The organism is Pontibacter deserti, from assembly GCF_023630255.1.
Taxonomy (GTDB): domain Bacteria; phylum Bacteroidota; class Bacteroidia; order Cytophagales; family Hymenobacteraceae; genus Pontibacter; species Pontibacter deserti.
The window spans coordinates 219,691-232,637 of sequence record NZ_JALPRS010000003.1; the positions used below are offsets into that span (position 1 = coordinate 219,691).

10 protein-coding genes and 1 pseudogene are annotated in these 12,947 nt (G+C 43.3%); 10 read left to right on the plus strand and 1 reads right to left on the minus strand.

Going from position 1 to position 12,947, the window contains the following annotated elements:
* Positions 1-3 precede the first annotated feature (3 nt).
* The 8 genes from MJ612_RS15890 (at position 4) to recJ (ending at position 10,658) form a co-directional block, all read left to right on the plus strand.
* Complete coding sequence (locus tag MJ612_RS15890; RefSeq protein WP_187032312.1) at positions 4-723, plus strand: type III pantothenate kinase; 720 nt, start codon at positions 4-6, stop codon at positions 721-723.
* Positions 716-2,002 (plus strand): OmpP1/FadL family transporter, encoded by a 1,287-nt coding sequence (locus MJ612_RS15895; protein ID WP_187032310.1) that lies wholly within the window; start codon positions 716-718, stop codon positions 2,000-2,002. The genes MJ612_RS15890 and MJ612_RS15895 overlap by 8 nt, the downstream gene beginning before the upstream one ends.
* 136 nt (positions 2,003-2,138) lie before the next feature.
* Positions 2,139-2,678, plus strand: a complete 540-nt coding sequence (gene lptC, locus MJ612_RS15900) for an LPS export ABC transporter periplasmic protein LptC (RefSeq protein WP_222619660.1) — start codon at positions 2,139-2,141, stop codon at positions 2,676-2,678.
* Entirely contained in the window at positions 2,678-2,851 is a 174-nt protein-coding gene (locus tag MJ612_RS15905) for a hypothetical protein (protein ID WP_187032308.1), read from the plus strand. The genes lptC and MJ612_RS15905 overlap by 1 nt, the downstream gene beginning before the upstream one ends.
* 18 nt (positions 2,852-2,869) lie before the next feature.
* Positions 2,870-4,168 (plus strand): hemolysin family protein, encoded by a 1,299-nt coding sequence (locus tag MJ612_RS15910; protein WP_187032305.1) that lies wholly within the window; start codon positions 2,870-2,872, stop codon positions 4,166-4,168.
* 77 nt (positions 4,169-4,245) lie between these two features.
* On the plus strand, positions 4,246-6,354 hold the full coding sequence (locus MJ612_RS15915; protein ID WP_187032303.1) for a peptidylprolyl isomerase: 2,109 nt from the start codon (positions 4,246-4,248) through the stop codon (positions 6,352-6,354).
* A 150-nt stretch (positions 6,355-6,504) separates the two neighbouring features.
* Positions 6,505-8,322 (plus strand): tetratricopeptide repeat protein, encoded by a 1,818-nt coding sequence (locus MJ612_RS15920; protein WP_187032301.1) that lies wholly within the window; start codon positions 6,505-6,507, stop codon positions 8,320-8,322.
* A gap of 629 nt (positions 8,323-8,951) precedes the next feature.
* Positions 8,952-10,658, plus strand: a complete 1,707-nt coding sequence (gene recJ / locus MJ612_RS15925; RefSeq protein ID WP_187032299.1) for a single-stranded-DNA-specific exonuclease RecJ — start codon at positions 8,952-8,954, stop codon at positions 10,656-10,658.
* Positions 10,659-10,715: 57 nt separating this feature from the next.
* Here the strand turns inward: recJ and MJ612_RS15930 are convergent, their stop codons facing one another.
* Positions 10,716-11,537, minus strand: a complete 822-nt coding sequence (locus tag MJ612_RS15930) for a glycoside hydrolase family 25 protein (protein ID WP_187032297.1) — start codon at positions 11,535-11,537, stop codon at positions 10,716-10,718.
* 193 nt (positions 11,538-11,730) lie between these two features.
* Here MJ612_RS15930 and lptB point away from each other — a divergent pair, with 193 nt between their 5' ends.
* Together lptB and MJ612_RS15940 are read left to right on the plus strand one after the other, a co-directional pair.
* Positions 11,731-12,462, plus strand: coding sequence for an LPS export ABC transporter ATP-binding protein (gene lptB / locus MJ612_RS15935; RefSeq protein ID WP_187032295.1), 732 nt, complete (start codon positions 11,731-11,733; stop codon positions 12,460-12,462).
* 165 nt (positions 12,463-12,627) lie between these two features.
* Positions 12,628-12,918 (plus strand): annotated as a pseudogene (locus MJ612_RS15940) (four helix bundle protein); the annotation flags it as partial.
* Between the last annotated feature and the right edge of the window lie 29 nt (positions 12,919-12,947).

Below are 12,947 nucleotides of genomic sequence, written 5' to 3' on the forward strand. Positions count from 1 at the left end.
TCTATGCAGAGCATCGCGGTAGACGTAGGCAACACCGGCACCAAGTATGGCATCTTTAATGGCGGCGCCTTAATAAAGCAAGGCTGTTTTCAAGGAGTGGACAACATTCCGGATGAGATAACAAACCATACTTTTGAGAATGCCATAGTTGCCAGCGTAGCCGCTGATACTGCTGCTTATAAAACAAGGCTGTCTGTAACCGGTAACTTAATAGAGTTATCGGCACAGACAGCCTTGCCTGTTTTAAACAAGTATAAAACGCCTCATACACTGGGAGTCGACAGAATTGCCGCTGCTGTGGGAGCTAACTATTTTTTTCCGGGGCGTAATTGTTTGGTGTTTGATGCCGGTACAGCTATAACCCATGAGTTTATAACCAGCGACGGAAGTTACATGGGAGGTGGAATTGCACCAGGCTTACGGATGAAATTAAAAGCGCTGCATACTTTTACAGAACGGCTTCCGTTAGTAGACCAAATTCCTGAAAGCTTTCCACTTACCGGGCAAACCACCAACGAGTCGATTTTAAGCGGTGTTTTAACAGGCACTGTAGCAGAACTAAACGGGCTTATTCAATTATATTCTGAAAAAACACCGGATTTAGTGGTTATACTTTGCGGTGGAGATGCAGGATTTTTTGAAAGTAAATTAAAAGGACGCATCTTTGTAATTCCTGAATTAGTCTTGATCGGGCTTCATAGAATTTTGACATATAATGTATAAAACACTTCGCGCCCTGGTTTGCGCTGCCGTACTTTGTTTTTCGTATGGTGCACAAGCACAGAACATTGCCAATACACCTTATTCCCGCTATGGTTTAGGCGAATATAACTATAACACGGGTAACATCCGGAATGCCGGTATGGCCAATGCGGGTATAAGCGCTGCTAACAGCTATCAGATAAATACAGCCAACCCTGCGTTACTTTATTACAACAACACAACCGCTTTTGAGATTGGCATAACAGGTGAGCTGAAGAAACTGGAAAGTGCAACACAATCGCAGACAGATGGTAATGCAAATCTGGCAGCACTATCGCTTTCAGTTCCTGTTTCAAAACGCTGGACATCGGCTTTAAGCCTGCGGCCATATACAAACGTGCAGTACGAAGTTGTTTCTACATCTGAACTGACACCAACTGCAGATCTTACTAAAAGATTTAAAGGTGAAGGCGGGATCACAGAGCTATACTTTGGACACGGTATTAGAATAACATCAGGCTTAACTATAGGAGCAAGTGCCTCTTACCTGTTTGGAAATATCTTATCTGAAGAATCCACTTCCATAACTGATCCGGATCTGTCGGGTTTAGAGAATCAGGAAGTAGTATATAGCGAGAAAACAAAGTATAACGACTTGTTATTTAGAGCAGGCGCTAACTACCGCCATCAGTTTAGCGATAAACTTTTTATAAGCGGAGGTGCCGTTTATAGTTTCAAAGCGACATTAGATGCAGAGCGTAGCGCATCAAATGAGCGCCGCACAAATACCGGTTCTGTGATAGATAATAACCTGTATGCCGACAGCGCTAATAGTTCAGTAGATATCCCATCAAGCTTTAGTGCAGGTATAAGTGTAGATAACGGTTCTAACTTAACATTTGCTGCTGATCTTTATACGCAGAAGTGGTCAGGCTTCAGAAACTTTAATGGCGAGCAGGAACTGGTAGATAGCTACCGTGCCAGTGTAGGTGCTGAGTATACGCCGGATCCGAATTCAGTAGGAAATTATTTTGAGCGTGTAACGTACCGTGCAGGTTTATACTATGGCAATTCGCCTTACGAGGTTAATAACGAGCAGATAAAAGACAAAGGCTTTACAGTTGGCGCAACTATGCCATTAGGCCGCTCCACTGTTTATGATCTTTACCAGCTTAACACATCGCTTGGGTATGGCTCACGTGGCACTACCGACAACGGTTTGATAAAAGAAAATTACCTCCAGTTTAACATTGGCGTAACTATAAACAGCCGCTGGTTCATCAAACGCAGACTAGAATAACCTGATTTAGGGGAAGTATAACTATAGCAGAAGGCCGTTGAAAAGCGGCCTTTCTTGTATTATAGGCCTTTGTAAATTTGTTAAGATACAGAATCGTACAAAATTTGCTAAATTCACAGAAACCATAGTTCCTGAAATGAAGATAAAAAGTTGGATACAAGTAGTGTTGGCGACCATAGCTATAGTTGGTTTTAGCTGCCAGGAAGAACTGAAAGACCCGGATAAGGAAATAAAGTATAATGGCCCTATTATAGAGAATAAGGATGTTTTTACGCTGTTCAGTGACTCTGCCAAGCTTATGATCCGGATGAAAGCGCCCGTGCAGCAGGAGTTTGAAGGCGGTGATGGTGTTTTTCCGAAAGGCTTTGATGTAGAATTCTTTCAGAGGGAGGGAGCAGTAACGTCTACTATGAGTGCCAACTATGGTAAACAGGATAAAGGCCGTGAGCTATACTTTGCTCAAGGTAATGTTGTGGTGCGTAACCTGCAGAAGGGGGAGATGTTAGAAACCGAAGAACTTACCTGGGACAGGCGCCGCCGAAAGATCTTTACAGACAAGTTTGTAAAGATCACAACACCAAACAGAGTAGTAACCGGCCAGGGTCTTCGGTCAGATCAGAATTTCGAGAACTATACTATACAAAAGATCACAGGTGTGTTTGACCTGGAAGAGTAATGAACCAAAAACTATCAAATACCATTTTATTATCACTGGCGTTTGTGGCCATTGTTATAGGCATCCATAGAAGTATAGAAGAAAAAGATATTGCTGGTAACTACTGGATATTCATGATCGCGTTGGTGCTGTTTATAGTTTACAGACATCGGAAGAAGAATACAAAAGCCTGACGCCAGGGCTAATACATCATGATAGAACCCAATCATATTTTATTTTTAATTATTGGTCTGCTGCTGTCTGCCTTCTTTTCAGGTATAGAGATCGCTTTTATGTCGGCTAACAGGTTGCAGATCGAGCTCAGCGAAAAGAATGGCGTGCTGTCGGGGCGTATACTCTGGCACCTGCTCCAACATCCGTCGCGGTTGATGGGCACTGCCCTGATTGGTAATACGCTGGCGCTGGTGCTGTATGGTTTTGCCATTGCGGGGTTATTACATACTGTTCTGTCTAATCTGTTCCCGAACCAGGTTCAGTTCGATCTGCTTATACTTTTAATACAAGTGGTGGTAGCCTCGGTAGTAGTGCTCTTAACAGCTGAATTTCTGCCACGCAGCCTTTTTGTTATTAACCCGAACAGGATGCTGCAGGTGCTGGCAATGCCAATCCTGTTGTTTTATTACCTGCTTTACCCGGTGGTATTTGTTATAGTTGCCCTTAGCAAGGTTGTAGCCGAAAAGATTTTTAAGGTTGAATTTCTTGATCAGAAGCCGGTTTTTGGGTTTACAGACCTTAATGCTTACATCAAAAACCGCCTGTACCACCCGGAGCAGGAAAATGCTCCCGAGGTAGATGCTGAGATATTTCATAATGCGCTGGATTTTAAGAACGTTAAAGTTCGGGAGTGCATGGTGCCTCGTACCGAGATAGAAGCTGTGGAAGTAGAAGATTCTGTTGAAATGTTGCGGCAGGCTTTTATCGAAACAGGCCATTCCAAAATACTGGTATACCGGGATAACATTGATAACATTATTGGGTATTGCCACCAGCTGGATATGTTTAAGCAGCCAAAGGACATAGCCGATATACTTTCGGCGGTAAGCTTAGTGCCTGAAAGTATGCTGGCAAGCGAGTTGTTTGTGCGGTTTGTAGCAGAACACAGAAGCGTAGCCGTAGTGCTGGATGAGTTTGGCGGAACAGCAGGTATAGTTACCGTGGAAGATGTAATAGAAGAGATTTTCGGGGAGATAGAAGATGAGTACGACCTGGATGATACGCTGGAACAGGTGTATCCTGAGCAAGGTATATATGTGCTAAGCGCCCGCCTGGAAGTAGATTACCTGAATGATAAGTATGAACTTGGCCTGCCGGAAGGCGATTATGAAACCTTGGGTGGGTTTATTTTTTCGGAAGTTGGGGAAATTCCATCTCCGGGCGATGTAATAGAATACCCGCCATTCAACATCAGGATCCTGTCGATGGATGAGAACCGGATTAATACAGTAAGGCTGGTAAAAACATCAGATAATCAGGCAGAACCGGAACGTTAAACAGAATTGCATAAAATTTTGAATTTTAGCGCGATTAACCTTATTTTGCACAATCCTTTTTATAAGTTAAACAGATAATGGCATTAATTAACAAGATTAGAGAGAAGTCTGGTTGGGCGGTAGGCGCCATTGCCATTGGGCTTGGCATATTTGTAGTAGGCGGCGACCTGCTTGGGCCAAACTCAAGGCTTCTTGGAAACGACGCCAACGAGATTGGTGAAATAGCTGGTGAAACAATTGAATACCAGGAGTTTGATGAGATCTTCCAGCAAATGAAGACCAATTACGAAAATCAGTCAGGTAGAGCCGCTAACGAAGGCGAACTTGCTATGATGCGCGAGCAGGCCTGGAACCAGCTGATCTTTAAAATTGCCTTAGAAAAAGAATACGAGCGTTTAGGTATAGAAGTATCGGAAGAAGAGCTGGCAGACATGGTACAGGGTAACAACATACACCCGGCCGTTAAGCAGGCTTTCACTAATCCGCAAACTGGCGAGTTCGATCGTGCACAGGTTGTTCAGTATCTGCAGAACATGGACCAGATGGGCCCTGAAGCAAGACCAATGTGGGCTAACTTTGAGCAGGGTGTAATTTCTGACCGTATCCGTACAAAGTATAACAGCCTGCTGAGCAAGTCTGTTTATGTTACTACTGCTGAAGCAAAGAACTTCTTTAATGCACAGAATGCGGTAGCTTCAGTTAAAGTATTGTATGTACCATACTTTACTATCTCTGATTCTGCAGTTAAAGTTACCGATGCACAGCTACAGGATTTCTATAACCGTAACAAAGAACTGTACAAAGTAGAAGATGGTCGTAACATTGAGTTTGTAACAGTACCGGTTGCCGCTTCTCAGGAAGATAATAAATCGTATGAGGAAGAGATGGCATCTGCGGCAAAGCAGTTTGCTACAGCTACTAACGATTCTGCCTTTGTAAATGCAAATTCAGATGTGCCATATAATGGTACTTACCTAACGCCAGGCGAGCTTCCGGAGCAATTACGTTCTGTAACACTGGAAGAAGGTAAAGTATACGGCCCATACACTACACCAGAAAACTACTCACTTTATAAAGTACTGGATGTAAAAGATGGTGGTAAGAGTGCTGCAAAAGCAAGCCACATTCTTATAAAGCCAGAAAACGATACACCTGAAGCAAAAGCTGCTGCTAAAACAAAAGCTACAGATGTATTGAACCAGATCAAAAAAGGTGCTGACTTTGCACAGATGGCTGCACAGCATGGAACAGATGGTACTGCTTCTGTTGGCGGTGATTTAGGTTGGTTCCAGTCAGGCCAGATGGTACCGGCATTCGAGAAAGCAGTATTTGGTGCTTCTTCAGCTGGTTTATTGCCTGAGCTTGTAGAAACAGATTATGGTTACCATATTGTAAAGATCACAGCTCCTAAAACAAGCCGTTCTTACAAGATCGCTGCGATTGAGCGTGCTATAGAGCCAAGCGAAACTACCCGTGATGCAGCTTATGCCGTTGCAGATGAGCTTTCTGGTACAAGCGGTAACCTGGAAGAGTTCCGTGCGAACGTAGCCAAGAATAAAGCGCTGGTGAAGCAGGAAGTAAAGGAGATTGGTAAGAACAACATTATTGCCGGTAACCTTTCTAATGCTCGTGAACTGGTACGCTGGACATATGCCAAAGACACTGAAGTTGGTGATGTATCTCCTGTTTTTGAGATTGATGACCAATTTGTGGTAGCTGTACTTACTGGCAAGCGCGAAAAAGGCTATGCTAAAGTAGAAGACATCAAAGATGAACTGACTGCAGCTGTTCGTAACGAACTGAAAGGTAAGCAGATCATTGAGAAGATACAGAAAACGAAAGGCAACGTAGACCAAATGGCTGCTGCTTATGGTCCGGATGCAATGGTTAGAACAGCCGACGATGTGACGTTTGCTGCCGGCACTATACCTGGTATCGGCCTGGAGCCTGTTGCGGTTGGTAAAACATTTGGCTTAAAGCCGGGTGGCCGTACCGCTCCTTTTGAAGGTAATGGTGGTGTAATTGTAGTAGAACTTGCTAATGTTACAAAAGCTCCGGAAGTTAAAGATCTTTCTGGTGTAAAGCAGCAGTTAGTAAATATGCGTTCTGCTAACACTGAGAGCCAAGCTTTCGAAGCTATCAAAGAGAAGGCAAACATTACAGACAACCGTGTTAGATTCTTCTAAGCCACGTTGCTGAAGTATAAGAAGAGCCACTCCCATCAGAGTGGCTCTTTTGTTTTATTGGATTACCTAAGTATAAAACTTAACTTATAACCAGCGAAGCAAGTAACTCCATATATCAAGTTCTGGCAAATTCTCGTTTTAAGTACATCTATGGCTCTATTCAAAAAAACATACTTGTTGCTGGCACTGTGCTTTATACTTGTTGCTACTATTGCGCAGGGGCAGACACAGGACCTGGAGCTGGCGCGGGAGTACTTCAGCAAAGGTGATTACCAGAAAGCAGGTGCGCTGTATGAGAAGCTAATAGAAAACAGGCGTTTGTTTTCGCTGGCATACCCTGATTACCTGAAGACCTTGCTGGCACTGCGAAACTATAAAGAAGCCGAAAAGCTGGTTAAGAGAACTATAAAGCAAAACCCGGGCAACTATAACTATGAGGTAGACTTAGGTATAGTTTACCAGGCAGCCGGCGATAAGTCAGCAGCAGAAAAGCACTTCAATAAGATCATCTCCCAGATGAACCAGGAAACCACCATAGCTGTTGCCAGTGCTTTTATACAGAATGAACAATACGATTATGCCGAAAAAGCTTACCTGCGCGGGCGTGAGCTGAGTAAAAATCCTTTAGAAAATAACAGACCTTTGATAGCGCTCTATACTTACCGCCAGAAAAACGAAGCGCTTATACCGGAAGTACTGAACCTGCTGCAGGAAAATGAATCAGAATTAGGATACGTGCAGAATATGTTGCAGAACAGCCTGCGCGACGATAAAGCCCTGGATGCACTGGAGAAAGAACTGATAATGCGGGTGCAACAGTACCCGGATAAATTATCCTATAACGAGCTACTGATATGGCTTTACGTGCAGCGGCTTGATTTTTATGGTGCTTTAATGCAGGCCCGGGCCGTGGATAAGCGTACCCGTAGCGGTGGAGCCAGAGTAATGGAGCTGGGTAACATCAGCGCCAGGAACAAAGACTATAAAAGTGCCATCGAAGCCTTTGAATATATAGTTAAGGAGTACCCGGACGGGCCTTACTACCTGGTGGCAAGGCAACGGCTGATAAATGCCCGCGAAGAACAGGTACAGAATACATTTCCGGTTGATAAGGAGAAGATACGTGCCTTGACCGCTGATTATGATGCATTACTTACAGAAGTAGGCCGTAGCGCTGCCACTGTTGAAGTATTGCAACATATGGCTAACCTGTATGCTTTTTACCTCGATGATAAAGCCAAAGCTATTGAACTGTTGCAGGAAGCTATTGCTATGCCTCGTGCCAATGCCAACCTGGTAGCAGAAAGCAAACTTACGCTGGGAGATATCTATCTGCTAAAAGGGGAGCCTTGGGAAGCAACTTTACTTTACTCGCAGGTCGAGAAATCGCATAAGGATACACCAATCGGGTATGATGCAAAGCTGCGGAATGCACGGTTAAGTTATTTTAAAGGTGATTTTGAGCTGGCACAGGCACACCTAGATATCTTAAAGTTAGCAACAAGCCGTGAAATAGCGAACGATGCCATGGACCTGAGCCTACTGATTACGGATAATACCGGTTTGGATACATCAACTACGGCTATGGAAGAATATGCAGCTATAGAGTTGCTCGTGTTCCAGAACAAACTGCAGCAGGCACTTACAAGCTTAGATGGTATGCTGAAAAAATATCCCGGCCATAGTTTAACGGATGAAATATATTTCCAGAAAGCTGGTATACAGGAGCGCATAGGCAATTTTACAGAAGCAGTGGCTAGTTTGCAGCATATTGTTGGTAATCCACAATATGATATTCTCAGCGATGATGCCCTGTTTAAGATGGCCTACATTTACGAAGAGAACCTGAAAGACACGGGTAAAGCGCAGCAACTATACAACGACCTGCTCGCCAAACACCAAGGCAGTATTTATGTTGCCGAGGCCCGTAAACGCTTCCGGAAGTTACGGGGTGATACAGTAAATTAAAGTATAGTAGAGGTTAATTGATAGTTTGCACCTTACCTTAAAAGATAAGATAAGAGCATCTTTAGACTTCGTAGCGTGCGCAGTTCCTGTAATATAATTTTATAGATACAGGTATAGAAAGAATAAGTCACGACTGCCCCAATGAAATGGTATTGCTGAAAAACAAAGAACCTATACGTCTCTATCTACCTATAAACTTAACTACCGAAAGATGGGCCTCTCTGTCATGAGGGCACCAAAGCTGGAAATGAATCGATGAGTAAGTATAGCTCCCAGGATGAAGAGTGACTGTGAAAGTATAGCTTGGGTTGAGCAAGTATAGCCTTAACTATAGGACACATAAAATCTTTCGGCTGCGCTCGGGATGACAGATAAAACTACAGATTAACTAAAGAAAATGAACAGGATAAGTATAAAGAGGAGAAAGAACCCATACATGATCAGGTCTAGGGAGTAATCTTTATACTTATTAAAAATATCTCTGAATCGTTTCACTGTTGTTGCTGTTGTACTAATACAAAATTACAGATTTTCGGGCGAAGATGGCTATAGCGCCTGCCAGGTGAAACTTAAAACCTGTTTTAATTAGTTACCTTTGCGCCTGAACTGATAGTAAGGTCAAGAGCATTATGGAGAAAAGGTGGGTATACAAGCAGCAAGTATCTGAGGAGATAACAAATAACCTGGCAGAAAGCCTGAAGGTAAGCCCTACCATTGCAGGTATACTTTGCCAGCGCGGTATCTGTACTTTCGAAGAAGCCAAAGCTTTTTTCCGTCCTTTGCTATCAGATCTGCATGACCCTTTCCTGATGAAGGACATGCACTTGGCTGTAAACCGCTTAACAGAAGCCCTTCATCGTTCCGAAAAAATATTGGTTTATGGCGATTATGACGTAGATGGTACCACCTCGGTAGCGCTTATGTATGGTTTTCTGCGTCATTACACCCACCAGATCGAGTTTTACATCCCGGACAGGTATAAAGAAGGCTATGGTGTGTCTACGGCAGGTATAGAATATGCTGCAGAAAACGGCTTCGGACTGATCATCAGCCTGGACTGTGGCATTAAGTCTGCAGATAAGGTAGCTTATGCGGCTAGCTTAGGTATAGATTTCATTATCTGCGACCACCACTTACCAGACGCAGACATACCACAGGCAGTTGCTGTACTGGATCCTAAGCAAATAGATTGCCTGTATCCTTATAAAGACTTATCAGGTTGCGGAGTTGGCTTTAAACTGTTGCAGGCGTTTTGCCTGCAAAATGGGGTAGAGCTGGAGGAGCTGTTTAACTTCTTGGACCTTGTGGTGGTAAGTATAGCTGCCGATATAGTCCCGATAACAGGTGAGAACAGGATATTAGCTTACTATGGGTTGCGCCTGCTAAATGGTCCGCGACCCATGCGCCCGGGCCTGGATGCTTTGAAAGAGTTAGCAGGTATAACCGGTGAAATGGATATTACGAGCATTGTATTTGGTTTTTCGCCACGAATAAATGCAGCCGGTCGTATGGGCGATGCTAAGAATTCTGTCAGAATGCTTTTAGCTCAGACCAAGGATGAAGCCTTCAGGATGGCTGACATCATAAACGAATCAAATAAAGAGCGCCGCAGCAAGGACAGCAACATTACCAAAGAAGCACTGCAGATGATCGAAGAAGATGATTTTCTTCGCAATGCAAACTCTACGGTATTGTTTAAAGAAAGCTGGCATAAAGGGGTAATAGGTATAGTTGCCTCCCGCTGCATCGAAAAATACTACAGACCAACAATTATACTTACCGAATCTAATGGCAAGGCTTCGGGCTCAGCACGTTCAGTGCACGGCTTTAATGTACACAGCGCCATAGAAAGCTGTTCAGACTTATTAGATCAGTATGGTGGCCATATGTATGCTGCCGGCTTAACATTACCTGTAGAGAATATACCAGCCTTTAGAGAACGTTTTGAACAGTTTGTAGCCAATGCCATTACCGAAGAGCAAAAGCAGCCACAGATAGAAATAGATGCCAGAATTAACTTTGGGCAGATAACACGAAACTTCTTTGGCATTATAAAGCAGATGGAGCCTTTTGGCCCGGGCAATATGCGTCCTGTGTTTGTTTCTGAATGTGTGTATGATACCGGAAATCTGCGTGTAGTAGGCGATACACACCTGAAACTGCGCCTTACCCAAGATGGCTATACTGCATTTGATGCCATTGCCTTCGGTTTTGGAGACTATTATGCCCATATCTCCAAAGGTATTCCGTTTGATGTATGTTATACAATAGAAGAGAACAACTACAGAGGCAACATCACCACACAGCTCCAGGTAAAAGACATCCGCTTTAAATAAAAAAGCAGCCTATACTTGCTGTAAGGGCTGCTCTCTTAATATTATACTTGCTATACTTTACGGCTGAGGGTACTTATGTTTTAACTGCTGCAGCGGGCTGATCTGTTCGGTTGCCGTTGCATATTCCGGTATGCAGAGCTCTGACAGTTTATCCATATTGCCAGCAAAGAAGTTAATATCCACTGCTGAGTTTATACCTGAAACAGAGCCACTATCAGTATATTGCCAGAACATCCAGCTATCTGTATGATGTACCTCTGGTTTAACTGGGCTATAACGCGCAATCCAGAAATGATAATCTGAAAAGTGTCCTTGCAACCAGCGGCGGTAATAGTTCTGGCTTGTATAGATAATCGGTTTTACACCATAATGCTTTGTAACAGCTTCCAGCCACGTTTTTATACTTGTGCGCAGTTGCTCTCCGGTCATTCTTGGGTCAGAAATTTCTACATCCAACACGGGAGGCAGGTCACCGGGTGCTAACGTAACAGTACTGGTAAACAACGTAATCTGATCCTGAACCGGAGCTTCAGGCTTAAAGAAATGGTAAGCACCACGCTTAATTCCATGACGCTTTGTTTCTTCCCAGTTACGGGCAAAGAAAGGATCTAATCTGAAATCGCCCTGGGTAGCTTTAACGAAGGCAAACGTAACACCAGATTCTTTCACCTGCATCCAGTCTACCTCTTTCTGCCACCTCGATACATCAATACCCTTAAGTGTAGCGTTGTTGTTATTCTTGGTCTCGCCACTGTTTTCAATGGATGCAGAGACTGTATTTTCTGCAATAGCTGTATTGTAACCCGTTATAGAAGAGTACCATAACAGGCTAGTAAGTGCAGCGTGTTTACTAAAAGATAGGAGTAAAGAAAGCATCATAAAAGGGTATTTGGCTAAAAGTATTTTAATTTATACAACTATCTCCTGACATACAAGCTGATGCAGTAACTTTTATACAGATTGTTAATAAAGTCAAATTGTATAAAAGCAGGAGTTCGGCTTACCAACACCATAACTATAACGAAAAGTTGCAACCTTGCAGTATGATGTCATAATTCCGTAACTTAGCCAAATGATACTCAGAGCTGAACACTTGTTTAAAAAGTATAAATCGCGCAACGTTGTAAACGACGTAAGTGTGGAAGTGAACCAGGGTGAGATTGTAGGATTACTGGGCCCAAATGGTGCCGGTAAAACAACATCTTTTTATATGATTGTGGGCCTGGTTAAGCCAAATGCTGGCAAAATTTACTTGGATACCGAAGATATTACAGCTTTGCCGATGTACCAGCGCGCGAAGCGGGGTGTTGGCTACCTGGCACAGGAGGCATCTGTTTTCCGTCAGCTTACAGTAGAAGAAAATATTATGGCTGTGCTGGAAATGACAAACAAGACAAAGGAAGAGCAGCACCAGAAAGTAGAAGAGCTACTGGAAGAATTTTCGCTGACGCATGTGCGCAAAAATAAAGGTATAGTGCTTTCCGGGGGGGAACGCCGCCGTACCGAAATTGCGCGTGCCTTGGCCGTTGATCCTAAATTTGTACTACTGGATGAGCCTTTCGCTGGAGTAGATCCAATTGCTGTGGAAGAAATTCAAAGTATAGTTGCCAAGCTCAAGAGCAAAAACATTGGCATCCTTATAACTGACCACAACGTAAACGAGACCCTCTCTATCACAGACCGCGCTTACTTACTATTTGAAGGTAAAATTCTAAAGTCTGGTACAGCCGAAGAACTAGCCGCAGACGAACAGGTACGCCGCGTATACCTCGGCAAGCACTTTGAACTGAAACGGAAAGTCTGATCAGTTAACAATTAGCAGTAATCAGTTACCAGATAATAAAACCTTTGCCTGTTAGTTCCGATATGTGTAGTTCATTAGATCGGAGGAATGAACGGCAATAATTTGTATAATAAGTGTTACGCTTTTGCAATTAGGATCATAAGGGCGTAGCAGCACCTTACTTCTGAGAAGAGAGAATTTATTCTTTCAAAGCAGTTACTGCGTAGCGGGACATCAATAGGAGCTAACGTAGCAGAAGCAAACGGTGGAATCTCTACAGCAGACTTTTCCTCTAAAATTTCCTTGGCTTACAAAGAGAGTTTAGAAACAAAATATTGGCTAAATTTACTTAGAGACACAGGTTATTTAGATAACCCAGTTGCTGAAAGTATAATTAAGAATGCTGATGAGCTGAGTAGAATAATGTTTTCAATTCTAAAGTCTACAAGAATAAATCCAAACAGTGGAGGTTTATAAAACTGATCACTGTTTATTGTTAACTGATA

Bases quoted from the DNA above. Each gene is read 5' to 3' on its own strand.
- lptC (WP_222619660.1), top strand. From the start codon at position 2,139: ATGAAGATAAAAAGTTGGATACAAGTAGTGTTGGCGACCATAGCTATA.
- MJ612_RS15920 (WP_187032301.1), top strand. From the start codon at position 6,505: ATGGCTCTATTCAAAAAAACATACTTGTTGCTGGCACTGTGCTTTATA.
- MJ612_RS15890 (WP_187032312.1), top strand. From the start codon at position 4: ATGCAGAGCATCGCGGTAGACGTAGGCAACACCGGCACCAAGTATGGC.
- MJ612_RS15905 (WP_187032308.1), top strand. From the start codon at position 2,678: ATGAACCAAAAACTATCAAATACCATTTTATTATCACTGGCGTTTGTG.
- recJ (WP_187032299.1), top strand. From the start codon at position 8,952: ATGGAGAAAAGGTGGGTATACAAGCAGCAAGTATCTGAGGAGATAACA.
- MJ612_RS15915 (WP_187032303.1), top strand. From the start codon at position 4,246: ATGGCATTAATTAACAAGATTAGAGAGAAGTCTGGTTGGGCGGTAGGC.
- lptB (WP_187032295.1), top strand. From the start codon at position 11,731: ATGATACTCAGAGCTGAACACTTGTTTAAAAAGTATAAATCGCGCAAC.
- MJ612_RS15895 (WP_187032310.1), top strand. From the start codon at position 716: ATGTATAAAACACTTCGCGCCCTGGTTTGCGCTGCCGTACTTTGTTTT.
- MJ612_RS15910 (WP_187032305.1), top strand. From the start codon at position 2,870: ATGATAGAACCCAATCATATTTTATTTTTAATTATTGGTCTGCTGCTG.
- MJ612_RS15930 (WP_187032297.1), bottom strand. From the start codon at position 11,537: ATGATGCTTTCTTTACTCCTATCTTTTAGTAAACACGCTGCACTTACT.